Raw genomic sequence first — 20,540 nt, 5'->3', positions numbered from 1 at the left:
TTTACCTGCCCTTAAAGCTCGCCCACTCTTCGGAAGTAATGAGCTGCATCCCATAGTCCTCCTTTAATTGGGCAAATTCCTTATTGGTTTCTTCTTCAAATCCCGGGATGGAGCTCATACAATCTGTTAATACGTAAAGATGATGGAAATGGTTTCGGTCTTTCTTTAAATGTTCAATGATCTGTTTGACCGTCTCAATGACACAGTGGGACTTAGCCTGTCCTGCAACCACGATATTGTCATAGGATTTGATTTGTTCAACCACGTCTTCTCTTACTAAATTCTTTTCGCTGTATTCAGGCTGAAGGATGCCATACATTTCACTCAGTGGGTCTTCTCCCTTCACAACGGTTTTCAACTCATAATCCCTCAATAAGGAGTGTACATAGGCCATACGCGCGAATTGTCCTTCCAGTGCGACGCCATAGGAACCTTTTAGACAATGATAGGGCCAAATGCACAGTTTCTGCTTGCTTGTCTCTTCCAGCTTTTGCACATAAGTTCTGCTTTGCTCCGGATAAAAACGGGGCAACCATTTTCCTTCTTTGACATCCTTCCACTCTATAATGGTCAAAGGCTCCGGTTCATTTCCTTTGTCATCATGCCACCAGCAGGGATGAAAAATCTGCTGAGGCTTATGAGTATCAATCGATGCCATGACATGGGTTATGTCTTCAAAATGCCGGTACATAAAATGCAGCAGCCGCTCCATGTCCTGCTTTGCCCCTGGAACCCCCAATGCTCCTGCATCCATAAAATCATTCTGCAAATCAATGGCTAATAAGAGGGTTTTTTCCTGATCCATGCTGGACTTCCGGGCAGACTGGTTTTGTGCAAGCAGACTCCCTAATGGCTGGTTGTCAGGCTCCCCAATCCGGTTGACATCTACTATTCTTTCAAATGCTTGCAGACTCATCATTCTTCCTCCTTTTTCTGCTGATTTATCTAAGCAATTTCTTATTAAACAAACGTTTGATTAACTTTATTTTTCCTAATGGGGCCGCTGTTCCCAGGGCTCTATCTGCCCCACAATGGTCTGAGGACGGCTATGATGGATGGAGTCCTTTATCCCTTCTGAAATTTCCTCGTGAGTAAGCCACCTGGAATGTCCTGAAGATTGTTTGAAGCCCAGAAAAATTTCAGAATATGTACAGCCGTCAGGAAGTTCAGGTGTTTCTTCTTCAACAAAATAACTAGTACTCGATTTGACATGGAACAATTCAAACCCTTTTTCTCTATGATATTGTTCTTGTAGTTTTAATAACGTGGGGATCACGTCAGGTGCAGAAGAGTGCACCCAGGCGACCACTCTGTCAAAAGCTCCATGATTTTCTATGGCTTCTGTTAAAGCCTGCCTCAGTTCATCTGTCTTATGGTAATCAACCAGAATGCTTGAGATATTCTCCGGCGATTCCACCTTTTCCATTAATTGATGATACCGCTCTTTTCTTCGGCCGATAACAGAAACAAAATAGCCCTTATTGTTCAGCCACACTGTTACCTCTGAGAGCATGCCTGTTCCACCTATCACAAGCGCATGTCCCTGTGACATATGAACCCTCCCTTTTCATCGTCCTATTATTCTAATTAGCTATACAGCAGCAAAATCCTCTTTTCCCCTCCAGGCAGGATCATTGAATTTATTTTCTATAAGGGGAAAAATAAGGATAAAGGGAAACTTTTCAAAGGATGGGATATATGTCAATAAAATTAAGTGTATTGGACCAATCACCACTATTACCTGGTGCAACCGCCCGGGATGCCCTCAAGCAGACAACCGAGCTTGCCCAATGGACAGACAAACTTGGTTATCACCGTTTTTGGGTATCGGAGCATCACAGTACAAAAATGCTCGCCGGTTCAGCACCTGAAATTCTTATCACTCATTTAGCGGCTCATACAAAACATATTCGTGTGGGTACAGGAGGCGTACTCCTCCCCCATTACAGCGCTTATAAGGTTGCAGAGGTTTTTCGTGTTCTGGAATCGTTATACCCTGGACGAATTGACCTGGGGGTGGGCAGAGCTCCGGGAGGGATGCCTGGCGTGAATTATGCTTTAAATAAAGGAAAATATCCGAATGTCAAAGAATATCCTCAGCAGGTGCAGGAATTAATGAATTATATACGGGGAGGAAAACACCCGACCTATCAAGTATCTGCTACACCGCTTGGGGATACAGCCCCGCCCATTTGGATGCTGGGCTCCAGTACCAACAGTGCATCCCTTGCTGCACAGTCAGGAACATCCTACACCTTTGCACAGTTTATTAATGGGGACGGTGGCATCGATGCCATGAAGGATTATTATGAACACTTTCAGCCATCTGCCCAGCAGAAGGAGCCACAGGGAAGTGTAGCGATTTTTGTCGTCTGTGCCAAAACAGAGGAGGAAGCTGAATACCTTGCCAGCACCCTTGATCTTCAGCTGTTACGCGTGGAAAATGGGGATTTCCGTCATGAATATCCTGAACCGGGGGAAGCTATGGATTATCCCTATACCCCCTTCGAACTTGAGCGGGTCCGTTATAATCGCCAGCGTATGATTGTCGGGAATCCCAAGCAGGTGAAGGAACAGCTTGAACAGCTGGCTCAGTCCTATGGAGTTGAAGAAATCATTGTTAATACCATTGCCACTTCTGCTGAAAAACGCTTCGAATCCTACAAACTGATTATGGATGCTTTTCAGGAGGAAGTTTAAGGATACAAATTTTGAAGTTCGTTCCCACAGCTTATCTCCCAATTTTATTTGGGAGATTTTTTTGTGTATGGATTAACAGAATTTTATAATTAATCAAACGTTACCGATGAAATTTGTGCTAAAATACTACATAATTCCATAAAGTGAAACTTCTATCAGTGGGGGTTTTCTCCATCCCCCACTGATGGTTAGTTGAACTTATCAGGAATTTACTGGCCGTTTATCCCCCACTTCGTCTTGTTGGGGTACCCTCAAGACTTGAAGTAGGGGTATTACGGCCAGTTAATACGTGATAAATTCTGGAGGAACTCACAATGAAGTATAAAGCCTTTCCGCTTAAGTCCATCAATGTTGGAAGAATCGAAACCCTGCATTATGGTGAAAAAACCTTGAAGACAGCGATGCGCAAACGTCCCATCACAGAACCCGCTTATGTCAGTAAGACGGGCTTTCTTGAAGATCAGCAGGAATTTAAAGGACATGGAGGTACAGAAAAAGCCTTGTGCCTGTATCCATCTGAGCATTATACATACTGGCAGGAAATTTTAGAGGGTGTTGAAAACCATACCGCCTTATTCGGGGAAAATCTCAGTTCAACAGGAATAACCGAGGACAACACCCATATAGGGGATATCTTTCAATTGGGAGAAGCCGTCATTCAAGTGACAGAGCCACGTACCCCTTGCCATAAAATTGCCACCCGCTATAACGTTCCGGATTTAGCGAGGCTAATGAGGGATCAGGGTAATACAGGATTTTTACTCCGGGTTCTTGAGGAAGGCTACGTAAATCCTGGTGATGCCTTATATCTAAAAGAACGAGACGCAACTCAAGTTTCTGTTTCCTTTGTGAACCATGTAAAATTTTTTGACCCCAAAAACCAGGAAAAAATAGAAGAAATTTTAGCTGTAGATGGGCTATCCAAAACTTTACGCAAGTCACTGGAAAAACGGATAGCCAACAAATTCGTTTAAATTCTTCTTTTAATGATGGACTAAGTCACCTTCCATTACAGCGGATGGAGCACACATTGATACAAGAACAAATAGAAGGAGGAGCAACATGAGCAAAACGAATTATTCAGAGGTATGGGATTTAGAATCGATCTTTCCAGGTGGAAGTCAATCACCGGAATTCCACCATCATTTAGAACAATTAAGCAGCATGACCGATAACTTTTCCAAAGAGCTGCAAGCATTTGAAACGCCCAGTAAAAGTGATGATGTAAATACAGTAGCTGATTTCATTGACCAGGGAAAAGATATCCTGATGAATCTGGAACAAGCCGGAGCTTTTGTAAGCTGTTTAGAGGCCCAGGACATCCATGATAAACAAGCCAATGTCCTTAGAAGTCGAATGACCGATTTAAGTGCCCAGTTCTCCACAGCTTTCAACATCCTGCAGCAAAAATTAGCATTAACTGACGATGCGGTCTGGGTTGATTTGTTGCAGCATCCGAAGCTATCAGAACTAACCTTTGTATTAAATGAGTGGCGTAAAAATGCAAAAGACAAGCTTTCAGAAACAGAAGAGGCTCTCATTGAATCCTTATCTGTTGATGGCTATCATGGCTGGGGACAAATGTATGATACGATTGTCGGATCTATGACGATACCGGTTACTTTGGATGGGAAGAAACAGGAGGTATCGGTTGGACAGGCAGACAACCTCTCTGCACACGGTGACCCTGAGGTTCGAAAAGAGGTGTTTGACCGTCTGGAAGAAGCCTGGAGTGAAAAAGAAGAGCTTTTTGCCAAAACGTTAAACCATATGGCCGGTTTCAGACTTAATGTCTATGAAAGGCGGGGTTGGGATGATGTACTAAAGGAACCCCTGGAATACAATCGTATGAAAAAATCAACGCTTAATGCGATGTGGAATGCGATTGCGAAACATAAAAAGCCATTTGCAGATTATCTGAATCGAAAGGCAGAACTCTTAGGGAAAGACAAGCTGGACTGGCAAGATTTGAATGCACCTCTATCCAGCGCAGATCAGACCTTATCCTTTCAAGAAGGGGCGAAATTTATTATAAAGCATTTCCGCACGTTTGGTCCGAACATGGCTCAGTTTGCCGAAAAGGCATTGGATGATTCATGGATTGAAGCAGAAGATCGCCCTGGCAAACGTCCAGGTGGCTTTTGTACCTCCTTTCCATTAAGTGATCAATCAAGAATTTTCATGACCTATAACGGTTCCATGTCCAATGTAGCCACATTAGCTCACGAATTAGGGCATGCGTTTCACACTTACACATTACAAAATACGCATCCTTTAAACCGGGATTATGCCATGAATGTGGCCGAGACCGCATCAACCTTTGCCGAGTCGATTGTTTCAGATGCAGCCGTTCAAGAGGCGGAAACCGATGAACAGAAAAAATCACTTCTGGAAGCTAAGCTACAGAGGAGTGTGGCAATGTTTATGAACATTCACGCCCGCTTCCTGTTTGAAACACGGTTTTATGAGGAACGAAAACAGGGTATTGTTCCGGCTCAACGTCTGAATGAGTTAATGGAGGAAGCACAGCGGGAAGCTTATGCAGATACCCTTGGAGAAGCTCATCCGCATTTTTGGGCCTCCAAGCTCCATTTCTATATTACAGATGTTCCATTTTATAACTTTCCATACACCTTTGGCTACCTGTTTTCTTTAAGCATTTATGCCAAGGCACGTGAAGAAGGGGCAAGCTACGAAGAAAAATATATGGCTCTGCTTCGTGATACAGCCATTATGCCTGTTGAAGATTTAGTCATGAAGCATTTAGGTGAGGATATCACAAAAGAAGCCTTCTGGGAGAAAGGGATTAAGCTTTGTATGGAAGATGTGGAAGCCTTTTTGAAGCTGACTCACTAAAATACGAGGGGGATGATTTAATGTTTACATTTACCATTGATAAAAATCTAGAATTAAAACTGTTGGAACATAAGGACTCTAAAGAATTATTTGAACTTGTCCACCATAACCGGTCCTATTTGCGCCAATGGCTCCCTTGGGTGGACAAAATGAATTCCCCTGACGATTACAAACCTGTCATTGACATGTGGCTTAAGCAATTTGCCGATAATGACGGCTTCCAGGCTGGTATTTTATATAACAAAGAACTCGCCGGTATGATTGGCTACCATGGTATTGATTGGGGTAATAAACAGACTTCTCTTGGGTACTGGATTGCAGAAGATTACCAGGGAAAGGGTATAATTACACGCGCAGCAAAAGGATTACTTGACTATAGTTTTAAAGAATATAAGCTAAATCGTGTCGAAATACGCTGTGGAGTGAATAACAAAAAGAGCCGAGCTATTCCTGAACGTCTACATTTTACTCAGGAAGGCATTCAGCGAGATGGCGAAAACCTTTACGGTCAGTTTCATGATATTGTCCTCTATTCAATGCTGGCTCGCGATTGGAAGTGACTTCATAATAAGCCTAAATGGTATGACTCCCCATTTAGGCTTTTTATGATGTTTAGAATCTTTTTTCATAATAATAAAACGGTGCTTCCTTCCCCTCATTGATTCTCTCTTCAACAAAATGATAACCAGCCTTTTCAAACAGCCTTACTGCACCCTTATTTTTGGAGTAGGTATCTGTACGAATCGTATGTATTCCCTGTGCCAGAGCCAACTCCTGGGCCTTTTCATAAAACGAAAGCCCAATCCCGCTTTTTCGTTCTAATGGATCAACAGCCAGGCGTTTGATACAAAGATAGGGTTCATCATAGGACCAGGCAATCTCATGATACTCATGATGCCCATGGTCACTAATACAGGCAGCCCCTTTTACACCTTCCTCATCCTCATATACATATAGTTGATTTGCCTTTATGTCACCTTCATAGTGCTCAGCAAGCGGGTACTCCTCCCCCCACTGATCATTTCCCTCTTCCTGCATGATCTCTATAGATGCTTTTACCAGATTCATAATCACTGGTATATCTGAGTATAAGGCTTCCCGAATCATGTTTATCCTCCCTGATGCCAGATTAAAAAGATTTTTTCAACATTATATAGCATTTCAAACCAAATGTCTTTCATTTCTTCCTTTCATTGACTCGCAAATAACCGTTGAATATAATACAATCAAGATTACAGACTTTTTTAACAATGACATTTACAATCGTTACTATACGATACGAGTGAAAGATCATTTTACAATGCTATCCACACTACAGAGCTTCAAGGAGGTGAATCATCATGGCTGAATATGGTCAAAAAGACATTTATCGTATTGAAGGATTAACCTGAGCAAATTGTGCCGGAAAGTTCGAGGAGAACGTGAAGCACCTGGATGGTGTGAAAGATGCAAAAGTAAATTTTGGCGCGGCGAAAGTTACTGTCTTTGGTGAGACAACCATAGAAGAACTGGAAAAAGCAGGAGCATTTGAAAATTTAAAAATAAAGTCTGATAAAAGCAGACAAAATGAAAAACCGGAATCATTCTGGCAAAAATACAGCCTGTTAATGATCTCAACTCTATTAATCTTTGTCGGATATCTGTCCAAGGAAGAGGTTGGTGACCACCACCTTTATACACTGCTCGCTTTTCTCGGTGCCATTTTCATTAGCGGCTACCCTCTTCTTAAGAACGGATATAAAAATTTATTCCGTCTTGATTTTGATATGAATACCCTTATGGCTATCGCCGTGACGGGTGCAGTGATTATAGGCGAGTGGGGAGAAGGGGCCATTGTCGTTATCCTGTTTGCCATCAGTGAGAAGCTTGAAACTTTTTCTATGGATAAAGCACGGGATTCGATTCAATCCCTTATGAATTTAACCCCTAATCACGCCACTGTCCGCCGTAATGGCGAGGAGACAGAGCTGGCAGTAGAGGATATCCGGGTTCACGACACATTATTGGTAAAGCCCGGACAGAAAATTGCTATGGATGGAATCGTTACAGAGGGAAGCTCAGCTGTAAACCAGGCGGCCATCACTGGTGAATCTGTCCCTGTGGCTAAGCAGCCAGGGGATGAAGTGTTCGCGGGAACTTTAAACGAAGAAGGCTTCCTGGAAGTTGAGGTAACGAAAACCTCTGAAGATACTACCCTCGCTAAAATCATTCATCTTGTTGAGGAGGCCCAGTCCGAAAAAGCACCTGCACAAGCATTTATTGATAAGTTTGCCAAGTATTATACACCAGCAATCATGGCTATCGCTCTTCTGGTGGCTGTCATTCCGCCACTATTTGGGGCTTCTTGGAGCGACTGGATTTATCAGGGGCTTGCCGTATTAGTGGTTGGATGTCCTTGTGCACTGGTCGTTTCTACACCTGTTGCCATCGTAACTGCTATCGGGACAGCTGCACGAAATGGTGTATTGATTAAAGGTGGAATTTATCTTGAGGGAATCGGTGCATTAAATGCCATCGCTTTTGATAAAACCGGGACGCTGACGAATGGAACACCAAAAGTTACTGATGTACAATGGCTGAAGGATGAAGATCATCGGAAGCATTTAGCCATCATTCAAAGCCTGGAATCTCATTCCCAGCATCCATTAGGGCAGGCTCTTGTTGCCTATACAGAAAACATGGGAGTATCAGAGGGTATTCACATAGCCGATTTCACTTCTATAACAGGAAAAGGGATTAAAGGACAGCTTGAAAATAAAACCTACTGGATGGGAAATGCTGAATTAGCCCTTGATATAATTCAGCGTGGTACAGCTGATTCTGTAAACCAGCAAATCGCAAGTCTTCAGGAAGATGGGAAAACCGTAATGCTCTATGGTGATGAATCCGATATTATAGGGATCTTTGCAGTAAGAGATGAACCAAGAGCAGAAAGCCAAAGTATCCTGAAGCAGATTCATAATCTGGATATGTCCAATACGTTTATGCTTACAGGTGACCATGAACAAACGGCTAACGCTATAGCAAAGGAAATTGGGGTCAAACATACAAAGGCTCAGCTGCTGCCCCAGGAAAAATTGAATTTTATTAAAGAATATCAAAAGAAATATGGAAAAGTCGGCATGGTTGGCGATGGGATTAATGATGCCCCAGCCCTTGCAACAGCTGATGTGGGCATTGCAATGGGGGGAGCAGGCACTGACACCGCTCTCGAAACAGCTGATCTTGCCTTAATGGGAGATGACCTGTCCAAGCTCCCATTCACTATTCGTCTAAGCAAAAGAGCTCTATCCATCATAAAGCAAAATATCAGCTTTGCTATTGGGATCAAACTTGTAGCATTACTGCTGGTGATTCCGGGATGGTTAACCCTATGGATTGCTATATTCGCTGACATGGGAGCCACGTTGCTGGTAACCCTGAACGCATTAAGGCTTTTGCGGGTCAAGAATCAATAGTAGAAGGATTCTAAAGCCCTAACTCTATTTCGAAAAACCAAAACGCTCAGAAAGGTGCCGATCCCCGTAAGTTAGATTTATTACTCTAACTTTTGGCGGGTGGTACCAATTGCTGAGCGCTTTTTATATTCTTCAACTAATGCAACCATATCTTGGATGTTGGTTATCTTCATAAAACCATCTCTAAGTGGGGTTGTCTTATTGAGCAATCGTATCCGTCACTTGAAGAAGGGGTAAATGTTAATAATTATTTATTATTTTCTTTTCTACAAAGTTTTCTTCGTTTATCTCCTGTTTCTCACTAACTAATAAAGATTGAAATGCACTAAATAATTCTTGTATTTCTTTCTCTTTGTTAATTAAGTCAATACTTTTTTGGTACTCTTTCTCATCCTTATATTTTGAAATCTGTACTAGACTTAGTGATATTGATATGATTCAACGTCTTTTCTTTTAGCCTTTACATATCAATAGCATCTACATTACTATGTAACAATATCGGAGGTAAAATCTTAAAACATTCTGCATATCGACATTCTCCGTCGGCTTGATTTGCTATTTGCATTGCTTTGTTTGCAAAGTAGTTTGTCACAAATGTAAGGTATTCACCTGTAAACTGACTCTTATGTGCTTGAATTGCTTTTATCTTTTGCTCCCAAAACCTATCCACATTAATAAATGTATTGGGGTTATTAGTAGTATAATAGGCTATCGCTTGAACACTGTGCGGCTTTATCCCCTCTTGTAGTTGCTCGGGATAAAATCGAAAATTCCCACTTGTACGAGCTGCAAAAGATGCAACTTTTCCTGTAATAATGTGATCCATATGTGTTTCATAGGAGAGCCATGGGTCTACAGTGAAAATAATGTCAGGCCGCACTTTCCGAATTACACCGACTAATTTTGCTCGTAATTCTTCGTTATCATACAAATGGCCATCGGGAAAGTCTAACCAATGATACTTATTTACACCTAGAAGTGCACCTGCTTCTTTCTGTTCTTTTCTTCTATTATCAATGACTTCTCTTGTTGATAAATTGGCATCATTACTCCCTGAACCCCCGTCAGTTACTGTGAGATAATGTACATCTACCCCTGAGGATACAAGTTTCGCAATTGTCGCCCCAGCACCAATTTCATTGTCATCAGGATGAGGTTGGATAAATAATGCCCGTTTCATATTAAAAGGATCAGGTATTTCAAAGGGGATCATCCGTGTCACCTCAATTTACTAAGTATTATGCTTTATTAGAATATATTTCTATATAGTTATAGTGAAAAAGTACTTATGTTTGTTTCATAAAAGCTCCCATTAGTATTCACGAGGGAAATTGAATCTGATTGAGGGAGTTCGATAAGGGAAATATTCCATAGGTTCTGTACAATGGACGTAACCATTCTTTTTATAATAATTAATAGAGTCATCACTTGGCCAAACAATAACAAATTCACAATTGTTTTCTTTAACCCACATATTTATTGCTTTAATTATTTTACTTCCAAGCCCCATATTTCGAAATTCTGGCACTGTATAAACATTCGTCATATAAGCAAATGGATATGTTACTCTACCAGGGCGTGGTACTTTTTGTATCAATTCTATGTATATATGTGATATAACTTTTCCTTTTTCCTCAGCAACCCAAATGAACCAATGATCATTATTGATTGCGTCCTCTAAAAATGATTGACATTCCCTTTCAAAATCTTCAAAAGATGAGTTCCTTTTACTTTCATCATACTCGATAGTGAAGTCCCATCTCATTTTTATTAATTGCTTAATGTCGTTTATTTCAGCAAATCTTATATTCACCTTTACTATCACTCCTGTCATTATCTCTCTTTTGTTAAACTGTCCATTTCAGTTATCGTGAATCCTTCAGCTTCCAGCTGGTATTTTGCTTGCTGAAAAACCATTTCCAAACGTTCAGGATCTGTTATCGGTTCACCTCTTACCATTCGCTTATTCACCCTTTCTGTGTTCAGGATTTAATAAGTCTGCAAAAATAAAACTTACCTTTGCTTCTATATAGGAATAAAATATCATTTAACTTTAAAAAAGAGGTTTTTGGATAATTGTGGTAGAAATTTATTATTACTATAAGAAGGATTGGCATAACAGTAAACTGATGAATTACTTTATGTTAAAATTACACTAGAAAGATTGGGTGGTTAATTGGTGGATATGTTAAACTAACTTAAAAAGGTTAATTTATAGGAATGTTTCTTTCAACAAACGCACCATTTTTTGAATAAAATTATTATTGTACAGGATAATAACTAACGGGTTCAGTTTAAAGTCGGAGACATTGCAAAGTAACATTTCAGAATTTTTTGAAGATGTTACTACTTTTATGGTAAAATTCGTATAATGACACAGACAATTGATGTTGATTTGATGTAAAGGTTATTTTTTCTTTCTCTAATTTTGAGTAAATCATTTTTTTCTTTTTAGGGCGTGGTATGTTGAGGAAAACAAAGAGATATGTAAAAAGTCTTATTTTTGTAATGTTAGGATTATTAATAGGAGAAGTATTGTTCGGTATCATTACAAAGGGAGCAATTGATTGGGATAGTATCGGTAGTGTACTTTTTCTTCCTTTCTTGATATTATTCGTTATCTTTATTCTAAGTTTGTATAAAGAAGATAAATAAACTTAAATTTTATTCGTGCGATTGTTTATGTGTTAAAGGGCTTTCTTCAATTTCAATGTCTACGTGGACGCGACCTCAGAGCTTTTTTACAATATCCTCTAATTTCCTGATACTCATATCAACTTCGTCATTCTCTAGTCGGGAGAGATAAGATTGTTTCATTCCGATATGATTGACAAATTTCTGTTGCGTCATGTTGAGGGGTTTACTATTGGATTATCTCCGAGATATATTACTAATTTCCCTGTATCTCTGTGTTTATTTTTAAAGCCACGAACAGTAAATGAAAATTTACTCCAGCTTTCTTTTGTTTCAGAAAATCATCTAATCCAATACTAACATAATATTCCAAAATTTTTTCAGGCAAAATTAAAAAGCGATCAATTTACTGACCGCCTTATTGCACTAATGCACCCGTTTGTTTAAGTACACCCGTTCACAAACAGTAATTTGATATTCTACTTTGCTGTTTTGTCACGATATACAATCATAGTAATTATATTTAATAGAAGTGTAACGATAAGAAGAACTGAACTTACAATCACCACAGCCTCTTCCATAAGAGCAGACCAATCCTCAATCTTAACCAGATAATGACCATAGACTATCTGGAAATATAACGATATCGCACAAGCACTGATACTCATAATGGAAAGAGCGCTCCAATTCTTATGGTTATGGTTTTTATATCGCAAAAGATTAACAACAGGAAGTATCCAAGCAATAAGACCAAGAACGAGACTACCAACATTAAGCCAAGTCCAATCAATCATAATTTACCACCCTTTGCGTTTTTGTTCATAACTCAGTAAATATCTTTCTGTTACTAAACTGCCCTTTACCCAAAGAAAAAGCGAATCCCCTTGTTCAACATTCGCACCCCGTTAGCTTCACAAGCATTTATAATTTTATTTCCTGACTTTTTGATTGGATAACATAACCATGTCCATCTCCAAACGACGAGTTATAATGTCCAATGTTAAATTTCTCTTTGTCTATTAAATCACTGAAAGTTATAGGTATATATATTTCGAAAATATCTCTTTTTTCCACGAAACTTTTTCAAATAAATCCTCCTTTTTTACCTGATTGCTTGTTTTACATTCCTGCTCATTACTTCAACAAGTTCAGGTGATCCTTATGAAACATTCGCCACCCTGTACTTAAAGAACAAACTATAATTAATTCGCTTTACTGTATTTTAATAGATAAAGTCCACTAACCTTAAAGGTCCACTTTTCTCCTTTTAATAGTTCTTCCTTATCTGTGTCAAAATGCAAAGATTGTTTATATGGTGCATCACCGTCTCCACCACCGTGACCAAAGTTTCCACTTTCACCTTCTTCATTGAACACTTCAAATTCTAATTCTCTTGAATACGAATTATCATTATTTAAACGGAAAAGACTAAGCATCGTCCCTTCCTGTTGTAATTCACTATCTAATCCCACTTGAATTACATAATTACTCTTTTGACTTTGCCTTTCTTGTGCTTGGACCAGGTGTATTTCAGTATCATAGATCTTTTTAAGCAACATAGGTTCTTCAACACCGCTAAGTATCTCTTCTGTAGTTAAAGTAAACTCAATGCCTTCCTCATAAGGTCCTGTGTCCGCACTATAATCATCTAAATTATGTCGAATATAAATAATATCCTTTTCAGTGCCTGCACTACAAGCACTTATTATAAATGTTAATAAAATCAAAGGTACATATTTAAAAATAATTTTTAACTTTTGATTCAAAATTACACCTCCTAACCCAAAACTAACATAGAAATTTGATAGTCTTGATCAACTCTTCTGCTTCGTTATCATAAGATCCTCTTAACATAATTTTAACATAAAATCCCAATAACCCTTTCAAAAAATAAGAGACCACCATTTGATGATCTCTTATGTCGTTCTAACACCTATTAGCTTAATATTCTAACTTACCTCTTCTACTTCAAATTTTAATCTATCTAAATCCCAGGCATGTTCATCATAATCTTTGATAACCTTTACCTTTACTTTTTGCCCTTCCTCATAATCTTCTGGATTGGAAACTCGGATGGTTTGTGTCATTGGCTTCTTTATAAAACCATATGACTCTTTAGAAGTATCTTCTTCCTCACTAACTGTTGTCCATGCTTCGATGTCAATTTCCATATCTCCATTCGTTTCGTTAATTTCCGTTATGTTCCCTTGAATAAAAGTTCCTTCTTCAACCTGGGAACAACCTATCAACATAATAGTTATAGTTGCAACAATGAAAAATATTCTGCTTTTCGGCATTTGGTAATCCCCCTTGTACTTATTCAATAATCCCCTGGCTTCTTTAAAGCTATCATTCTTTTTTTACAATCGCACCCGTTTGTTGAATATCATTGTATTAGCACTTTATCTGTAATTTTTTCATCTCCATTTGTCCAAACTCGATATCTTTCATCATCTATTACCACTACTAATGAATATTCCCTAATCCATTCCCCCCAGTGTTGATTCGACTTTAATAGCTTCTGGGTTATGCGCTAATACATTTTCTATTACATTATTAAGATTAGCTTTCATGCCAACATATAATGCAACACATACTATGAAAATGCTAAGAAACAAAATTGCGATAACTTTTTTCAAAAAATCACCTTTCTTATAAACTCTTTAACCCCATAGGATCTGCACAATGATAATTACTTACTCAACAGCCACCACTTGTTAGCACAAATACTCGTTAGTAATCCTTTTTATTTCTATTATCTATTTTTCTAATAATAACAATTGCTTCAAGTAATACAATAACAATAATAATAATTTTTGCTTCACGACTAAGTGGTTGGTATTCAAACATATTTGCAAATAAAACAATTGCCAATGCTATAAATAATACTGCCTTTATTAAAGAATGAATGTTTCCATTCGCCCCACCATGTAACCCCCTCTTTATTACACTAATTCAGCACTCGTTAATTGAATAAGGTTTGAACCTTTAAAGCAACTTCTTTAGGTTTGACATCAATAGATGATAATTTATCCCAATCAACCCACATAGGCAAATATATTCCTCTATCTCTATTTTCGTCTATGTACTCTTCACCTTGTCCAGTACCAAATTCCCCATCAATTATTTCAGATAGGAAAAAGTATTGAGTTCCGTTGAATTGAACCTCTGCAATGCAGTCATTCACCTTAACTTCTACACCCAATTCTTCTAATGCTTCTCTTTTTGCTCCTTCTTCTGGTGTTTCTCCATTTTCTATCCCACCGCCAGGGAAAACATAATAATCAGTACCATCTCTAATTCTTTTAATTAGCCCAACCTTATTATTTTCTATAATTACTACCGAAGCTCTATTTCGCAATACACTCCCCCCTTATCATTAGTCTTATTAAAAATTACTACTTCAATGGAGAAACAGCGTATCTGCTTGTTCCAGATACGCACCCGTTACTTGCAAAGAGTAATTAGCTTTTCTTTTCATTTTCAAGCTCATTGACTCTCTTTTTAAGATTTGAAACTTCTTCTTTTAATTCATCAGTTGGACTCTTTATTCTATGTGTTACTCCCTTAATAATCGCTATTATAAATATAATAAAAACAATAAATCCTGCTATAAACATAAAGATTACTTCCATGAAATACCCTCCTTATCACTATTACGTATTAGATACAAGATAAGTTTCATTACTACTTTTATTCCAAGTGTAAAACATTAAACATAAGCAACGAAGAAAGGTTGCCCTTCTTCCACTAAACTGCCTCGTTAGTTGAACAAGTCTGTTCTGCCTCTCTCTACATAATTTAACATAAAACCCTAAATCACCTTCCAAAAACAGGAATACTTCATTAATATAAAATAACCTTTGTGATGTAAATAATGGTAATGAATAGCTTACAAATGTTGTCACACCAATAAAAATAGGAGTACAAAACGCTACGCGTAGAGTACTCCCATTAAATATGTTATTTACCGTTTTTCTCCTAAAACCGAACCTTTTATTTCTACAAGACAGCTATTTCTGTTTAACTCGGATCATTTTCATCCCATGACACCGTCGTTACATTCGTATAATCTCCTTCTTCCACTTCCTCCCTGGTGGCCTCTTCTTTTAACTCATCCTCTGTGTCCATCCCTGGTGCAATGGTTGGTTCATCCTTTCTCCTTCGCTTCTCTTTTCGCATATTCACCGCTCCTTTTCAATGACAGTTTCCATTTTATCTTTCCATTTTTGTTAATATTTAATCACTGGCATGATGGAGACTGACCTTTGGATACTTTCATGAAATGATTTTTCCGGATTAATCTGTATCGCTATGGACGAATCCCCTGGTCCCAGCATGCCATATCCAAAGGTTATCTAATCAATTCAAACAATAAAACGACTAAAGATTAAACCTTAGCCGTTCTTCTGATTCCGTTCTACTAATGCCTCTATTTTTGGATAAAACACCTGAATAATGGGGCCGACCAGGAATGTAACAAAGATCGTACCAATACCAATTGGTCCTCTGACAAGTAAGGCTAATAGCAGCGCAAGCACTTCCCCAATCGTCTTTGAAACACTTAATTTAAAATGGAACCTGGAATGGATTGCTATCATTAAATGATCAATGGGGGCTGGTGCAAACTTAGCCTGCATATAAACCGATACACCAAAGGCTAATACGATGAGCCCAATCGAAAAGACAACAATTTTGCTGCCTATCTGGCCAGGTTCAAAAGGCAGTATGAACAGCCACAGGTCAATCCCGACACCCATGACAAAAGCAGTAAGCATCGAAAGTAAAACAGGCCGTTGTTTTAATAAAATCGCGTTCACTACAATTAAAATACTCCCTGTAATGATGACCCATGTACCAACTGTAAAGAAATGCTTCGATAAACCGACGTGAAGAGCGTCCCATGCCCCAACACCAAGATCAGCTTTAATCGTCAGTGAAATGCCTAATGATAAAATCAATAGTCCAATAACATAGCAGAAAACACGGATTCGATTCATGATTGCGAAAAACTCCCACTTATTTTACTGAAGGTTCAGCATTAATGATCTAGATAGTAAATTCTACATAACATGCCTTCATTTAATAGTTATTCACTCTATCCACCCAATCATTAACAAATGTTACCCTAAAAACAGGTTCAAAATTATCTCTGATAAAGCTTGAATCCGTTACAAAGCCATTTAGAAAAAATCGGCAAACCCTCACCATATTTTTCATAAAAAAAGTTTACGGAATCCATTTGTTTGTAAAATTTTTTACTTCCTTAATCCAAAAATTTATAAGGGCGAATATTCCAAATTGTTTACAATCAGCTTATCATAAAGTGTGACTTTAATCAGTGGGGATAAACGTAACTAGTTCCACTTAGAGATACACACAAGAAAATTATGTTCCCTATTTAGTGTTGGTCCGGCTAACTATTTAATAATCACTATTCCGAGAGATTTTGAAGTGAAGTAATTCATTTAAAGGGGCACCATAGTTGAACAAGGTGATTATTATTTTGTCCGTCTATATTTTATCTGATAAATAGTTGGCAAATTATGTTAACATTTGTTTGGGAGATATTAAGCTACCGCAGCAGTAGTGTGAAATAAGGATATGGAAGTATTAAAGGTAAAAACCAAAAATAGACAAAAGGCAGGGAAGCTTATGGAATCTAAGCTAATTATCATACGGGGCAATTCAGGAAGTGGAAAAACGACGACTGCGAAAAGTCTTCAAAATCATTTAGGACACGGAACTCTTCTGGTTTGTCAAGATGTTGTTCGTCGAGATATGTTGAAGGTTCACGATAGAGATGGAAATCCTTCAATTGATTTGATTCGCCAAATTGCGGAATATGGTAAAGATAAGTGTGAATTTGTTATTGTAGAAGGAATATTGTATAAAAATCGTTATGGTGAAATGTTGAATAATCTTATCGAGTTTTACAATCAAAAAGTATATACATATTATTTTAATCTAACCTTTGAGGAAACAGTCAAACGTCACAATTCTCGTTCAAAAACAATGGAATTTGGAGAAGAATCTTTACGTCGCTGGTGGAATCCGAGTGATTATCTTGGAGTAGATGGAGAAACATTATTTACTAATAAAATGACACACTATGATGTTTTGGAACTGATTTTAAATCAAATACAAAAGTAATTATTTCCTACTACATCCTCAACTAAAGGGTGCTAATCTATAAGAAAAAACGGGATTTTTATTCGTTTAATTCATTGATTTAATATAGATCTACTAAAACTAGAAATGAATATAACAGCTAAAGGGAATCTTCAATTTCTCAAATGTCTTCTTCAATGCCAAATAAAAACCAGCACATCCATTTAAGTGTAAGTGGATATACTGGTTAGAACGTTTTTCTTAATGAAGCTTAATTTTAATTTGCCATGTTTGGTATAAGATGTTTGGTTTCTTTAATCAGCTTTTCCATTTCCCCAGGCTTTCCAATCGTTATCCGCACATACTGCTGAATTCTCGGCTTATTAAAATAGCGGACATAGATGTTTTGCTCTTTCAATTGGGTATACAGCTGTTCTGCATCTACTTGAGGATGTGAAACCAGCAGGAAATTAGCTTTGGACTCTACGACATCAAAGCCAAGCGTACTTAATGACTCCGCCGTTTTCTCACGTGTGTCGATAATCCTTTTGCGTACCTTTTCAAAATACGCTTCATCTTCAAAGGCCGCTTTAGCTCCTGCAATCGCCAGACGGTCAATGGTATAGGAATTAAAGGAATTTTTGATTCGATTAAGCCCCTCTATTAACTGACTGTTCCCAATCGCGAAACCGACCCGCAATCCTGCAAGTGACCTTGATTTTGACAGGGTTTGAATCACGAGTAAATTTTCGTACCGATTCACCAGCTGTACGGCTGATTGCCCCCCAAAATCTATGTAAGCCTCATCAATGATCACCACTTTATTCGGATTCCCATTCACGATGCTCTCCACTTCCAGCAGCGACAAAGCCCGGCCTGTTGGTGCATTAGGGTTCGGAAAAATAACGCCTCCCTCAGCGTCATAAAACGACTCAATAGGTAAAGAAAAATCCTCATTTACAGGAATAACCTTATAATCTGTGTTAAACAGTTTGGCATAGACAGGGTAAAAGCTATACGTAATATCAGGAAATCGTATGGTCTCTCCTGGTTCAAAAAAAGCCATAAAGGAAAAAGCAAGAACCTCATCAGATCCATTTCCGATAAATACCTGATCCTGATGAACCTGAAATTTTTCCGCTATCGTCTGTCTTAATTCCTGTAAAGTAGGTGTTGGGTATAACCTCAAATCTTCACTGGCTGCCTGTTGTATGGCCTTTTGAACTTCAGGTGAAGGAGGATAGGGATTTTCATTGGTATTTAGCTTAATAACATTCGTATCATTGGGCTGTTCACCAGGGACATAGGGCTCCGTACGCTGCAGACGACTGCTCCAGAATTTACTCATAGCGCTCACTCTTTGGCTCCCGCTTCGGTTCATAATCCCGTTCCTTATGTCGATTCGTCAGCTCTTTTTTAATATCTTCCACGGATATCCCCTGTTCCACCATCAGTACGATCGAATGATAAACCAGATCGGAAAACTCATTGATAAGCTCCTCCTGATCACGATTTTTTGCTCCAATAATGACTTCTGTTGTTTCCTCGCCCACTTTTTTCAGGATTTTATCCAGGCCTTTATTGAATAAGTAGTTGGTATAGGAACCCTCGACTGGATTTTCCCTGCGATTTTGGATATAACGATATAAATAATCAATGATTTCCCTGTCCGCCTGTGGTTCCTCTTTACTTTCCACATCAATGTCATTAAAAAAACAGCTTTCCGCTCCTGTATGGCAGGCATTCCCCATCGGCTCCACTTCAACCAGTAACGTATCCCCGTCACAGTCATAGCTCATGCGTTTTACGTTTTGAGTATTCCCGGAGGTTTCTCCTTTGTTCCACAGCTGCTGACGGCTTCGACTGTAAAACCAGGTTGTTTTTGTTTCGATTGTTTTCTGCAGGGACTCTTTATTCATGTACGCCAGCATGAGCACCTTTCCGGTATTTACATTTTGCACAATGGCCGGAATCAGCCCTTTTTCATCAAAGGTTAATTCATCTATGGAGAAATTCATGGTATCTGCCTCACTTCTACATCATTTTCTGCTAAATAATTTTTTAATGCTTTAATTTCAATCTCCTCAAAGTGAAAAACAGAGGCAGCAAGGGCAGCATCAGCTTTTCCCTCTGTCAGCACCTCGAGAAAATGCTTCTGTGTACCCGCACCACCTGAGGCTACAACAGGTATATTCACCTGCTCAGAGATTGCTTTTGTAATATCTAAACTAAAACCGGTCTTTATGCCATCCGTATCCATCGCGTTTAAAACAATCTCACCTGCTCCAAGACGTTCGCCTTCTTTGGCCCATTCCAATGCGTCCTTTTCTGTATTCACACGTCCTCCGTTTAAATACACAGACCAGCGACCTTCCTCATTCTGCTTAGCATCAATGGATAAAACGACACACTGACTGCCGAACTTTTCTGCGGCTTCCTGAATGATCTGCGGATTTTTTACAGCTGCACTGTTTACCGAAACTTTATCGGCACCAGCCTTTAATACCTTTCGAAAGTCCTCTACAGAACGGATTCCGCCTCCCACTGTGAAAGGAATATGGACCTGCTCTGCCGTCTGTTCCACCACATCAATAAAAATGTCCCGCTCCTCATTAGATGCGGTAATATCATAAAAAACAAGCTCATCCGCACCAAGCTCACTGTAGGTTTTGGCCAGCCTGACCGGATCGTCAACATCTTTTATGTTCTGGAATTTCTGTCCTTTAACCACTCTGCCATTACGTACGTCCAGACATGGAATGATTCGTTTTGCCAGCATCC

At 38.9% G+C, this 20,540-nt stretch carries 23 protein-coding genes; 6 read left to right on the top strand and 17 right to left on the bottom strand.

Annotated elements, in window-relative coordinates; translation table 11 throughout:
- Window position 1: 1 nt before the first annotated feature.
- The gene (locus ABD006_RS15730) at window positions 2–916 is read right to left on the bottom strand and encodes a cysteine hydrolase family protein (RefSeq protein WP_343843129.1); all 915 of its coding nucleotides are present in this window, start codon (window positions 914–916) and stop codon (window positions 2–4) included.
- Between the two features lie 75 nt (window positions 917–991).
- Window positions 992–1,552: a Rossmann-fold NAD(P)-binding domain-containing protein gene (locus ABD006_RS15725; protein WP_343843127.1), complete on the bottom strand. Its 561-nt coding sequence runs from the start codon at window positions 1,550–1,552 to the stop codon at window positions 992–994.
- A 146-nt stretch (window positions 1,553–1,698) separates the two neighbouring features.
- On the opposite strand from ABD006_RS15725, the gene ABD006_RS15720 reads away from it, so the two are divergent.
- From ABD006_RS15720 to ABD006_RS15705, 4 genes are all read left to right on the top strand, one after another.
- Window positions 1,699–2,700, top strand: a complete 1,002-nt coding sequence (locus ABD006_RS15720; RefSeq protein WP_343843125.1) for an LLM class flavin-dependent oxidoreductase — start codon at window positions 1,699–1,701, stop codon at window positions 2,698–2,700.
- Between the two features lie 314 nt (window positions 2,701–3,014).
- A complete protein-coding gene (locus ABD006_RS15715) occupies window positions 3,015–3,674 on the top strand; it encodes an MOSC domain-containing protein (protein WP_343843123.1) in 660 nt (219 codons plus the stop codon).
- 88 nt (window positions 3,675–3,762) lie between these two features.
- Window positions 3,763–5,556: a M3 family oligoendopeptidase gene (locus ABD006_RS15710; RefSeq protein ID WP_343843121.1), complete on the top strand. Its 1,794-nt coding sequence runs from the start codon at window positions 3,763–3,765 to the stop codon at window positions 5,554–5,556.
- A gap of 20 nt (window positions 5,557–5,576) precedes the next feature.
- Window positions 5,577–6,116 (top strand): GNAT family N-acetyltransferase, encoded by a 540-nt coding sequence (locus tag ABD006_RS15705; RefSeq protein ID WP_343843119.1) that lies wholly within the window; start codon window positions 5,577–5,579, stop codon window positions 6,114–6,116.
- A gap of 52 nt (window positions 6,117–6,168) precedes the next feature.
- Here the strand turns inward: ABD006_RS15705 and ABD006_RS15700 are convergent, their stop codons facing one another.
- On the bottom strand, window positions 6,169–6,663 hold the full coding sequence (locus ABD006_RS15700; protein ID WP_343843118.1) for a GNAT family N-acetyltransferase: 495 nt from the start codon (window positions 6,661–6,663) through the stop codon (window positions 6,169–6,171).
- A gap of 233 nt (window positions 6,664–6,896) precedes the next feature.
- On the opposite strand from ABD006_RS15700, the gene ABD006_RS15695 reads away from it, so the two are divergent.
- The gene (locus tag ABD006_RS15695) at window positions 6,897–9,014 is read left to right on the top strand and encodes a heavy metal translocating P-type ATPase (RefSeq protein WP_343843117.1); all 2,118 of its coding nucleotides are present in this window, start codon (window positions 6,897–6,899) and stop codon (window positions 9,012–9,014) included.
- A gap of 460 nt (window positions 9,015–9,474) precedes the next feature.
- Here ABD006_RS15695 and ABD006_RS15690 read toward each other — a convergent pair whose 3' ends face one another.
- From ABD006_RS15690 to ABD006_RS15640, 11 genes are all read right to left on the bottom strand, one after another.
- Window positions 9,475–10,194 (bottom strand): PIG-L deacetylase family protein, encoded by a 720-nt coding sequence (locus ABD006_RS15690; RefSeq protein ID WP_343843116.1) that lies wholly within the window; start codon window positions 10,192–10,194, stop codon window positions 9,475–9,477.
- A 132-nt stretch (window positions 10,195–10,326) separates the two neighbouring features.
- On the bottom strand, window positions 10,327–10,827 hold the full coding sequence (locus tag ABD006_RS15685; RefSeq protein ID WP_343843115.1) for a GNAT family N-acetyltransferase: 501 nt from the start codon (window positions 10,825–10,827) through the stop codon (window positions 10,327–10,329).
- Window positions 10,828–10,847: 20 nt separating this feature from the next.
- A complete protein-coding gene (locus tag ABD006_RS15680; protein WP_343843114.1) occupies window positions 10,848–10,973 on the bottom strand; it encodes a hypothetical protein in 126 nt (41 codons plus the stop codon).
- 771 nt (window positions 10,974–11,744) lie between these two features.
- On the bottom strand, window positions 11,745–11,864 hold the full coding sequence (locus tag ABD006_RS15675) for a helix-turn-helix domain-containing protein (protein WP_343843113.1): 120 nt from the start codon (window positions 11,862–11,864) through the stop codon (window positions 11,745–11,747).
- Between the two features lie 263 nt (window positions 11,865–12,127).
- Window positions 12,128–12,442: a hypothetical protein gene (locus ABD006_RS15670; protein ID WP_343843112.1), complete on the bottom strand. Its 315-nt coding sequence runs from the start codon at window positions 12,440–12,442 to the stop codon at window positions 12,128–12,130.
- Window positions 12,443–12,850: 408 nt separating this feature from the next.
- Complete coding sequence (locus ABD006_RS15665) at window positions 12,851–13,414, bottom strand: hypothetical protein (protein WP_343843111.1); 564 nt, start codon at window positions 13,412–13,414, stop codon at window positions 12,851–12,853.
- Window positions 13,415–13,597: 183 nt separating this feature from the next.
- Window positions 13,598–13,945, bottom strand: coding sequence for a hypothetical protein (locus ABD006_RS15660; RefSeq protein WP_343843110.1), 348 nt, complete (start codon window positions 13,943–13,945; stop codon window positions 13,598–13,600).
- Window positions 13,946–14,613: 668 nt separating this feature from the next.
- Window positions 14,614–15,009, bottom strand: coding sequence for an NUDIX hydrolase (locus tag ABD006_RS15655; protein ID WP_343843108.1), 396 nt, complete (start codon window positions 15,007–15,009; stop codon window positions 14,614–14,616).
- 103 nt (window positions 15,010–15,112) lie between these two features.
- Window positions 15,113–15,283 carry a hypothetical protein gene (locus ABD006_RS15650; RefSeq protein WP_343843106.1) on the bottom strand — a complete coding sequence of 57 codons (171 nt, stop codon included), beginning with the start codon at window positions 15,281–15,283 and terminating at the stop codon, window positions 15,113–15,115.
- Window positions 15,284–15,671: 388 nt separating this feature from the next.
- Window positions 15,672–15,830, bottom strand: a complete 159-nt coding sequence (locus tag ABD006_RS15645; RefSeq protein ID WP_202925663.1) for a hypothetical protein — start codon at window positions 15,828–15,830, stop codon at window positions 15,672–15,674.
- A gap of 215 nt (window positions 15,831–16,045) precedes the next feature.
- The gene (locus ABD006_RS15640; RefSeq protein ID WP_343843098.1) at window positions 16,046–16,648 is read right to left on the bottom strand and encodes a YczE/YyaS/YitT family protein; all 603 of its coding nucleotides are present in this window, start codon (window positions 16,646–16,648) and stop codon (window positions 16,046–16,048) included.
- Between the two features lie 655 nt (window positions 16,649–17,303).
- Here ABD006_RS15640 and ABD006_RS15635 point away from each other — a divergent pair.
- The gene (locus ABD006_RS15635; protein WP_343843170.1) at window positions 17,304–17,801 is read left to right on the top strand and encodes a kinase; all 498 of its coding nucleotides are present in this window, start codon (window positions 17,304–17,306) and stop codon (window positions 17,799–17,801) included.
- Between the two features lie 235 nt (window positions 17,802–18,036).
- Here the strand turns inward: ABD006_RS15635 and hisC are convergent, their stop codons facing one another.
- The 3 genes from hisC to hisF are packed head-to-tail and all read right to left on the bottom strand — an operon-like array spanning window position 18,037 to window position 20,538.
- A complete protein-coding gene (hisC, locus tag ABD006_RS15630) occupies window positions 18,037–19,107 on the bottom strand; it encodes a histidinol-phosphate transaminase (RefSeq protein ID WP_343843097.1) in 1,071 nt (356 codons plus the stop codon).
- Complete coding sequence (hisIE, locus tag ABD006_RS15625) at window positions 19,100–19,777, bottom strand: bifunctional phosphoribosyl-AMP cyclohydrolase/phosphoribosyl-ATP diphosphatase HisIE (RefSeq protein ID WP_343843096.1); 678 nt, start codon at window positions 19,775–19,777, stop codon at window positions 19,100–19,102. Before hisIE ends, hisC begins: the two co-directional genes overlap by 8 nt.
- Window positions 19,774–20,538 carry an imidazole glycerol phosphate synthase subunit HisF gene (hisF, locus tag ABD006_RS15620; RefSeq protein WP_343843095.1) on the bottom strand — a complete coding sequence of 255 codons (765 nt, stop codon included), beginning with the start codon at window positions 20,536–20,538 and terminating at the stop codon, window positions 19,774–19,776. The genes hisIE and hisF overlap by 4 nt, the downstream gene beginning before the upstream one ends.
- Window positions 20,539–20,540 lie beyond the last annotated feature (2 nt).

Source organism: Salinibacillus aidingensis (assembly GCF_039522525.1).
Lineage (GTDB): Bacteria > Bacillota > Bacilli > Bacillales > Alkalibacillaceae > Salinibacillus > Salinibacillus aidingensis.
The sequence above is the reverse complement of the archived record's forward strand: the minus strand, read 5'-3'. Positions and strand labels throughout refer to the sequence as shown.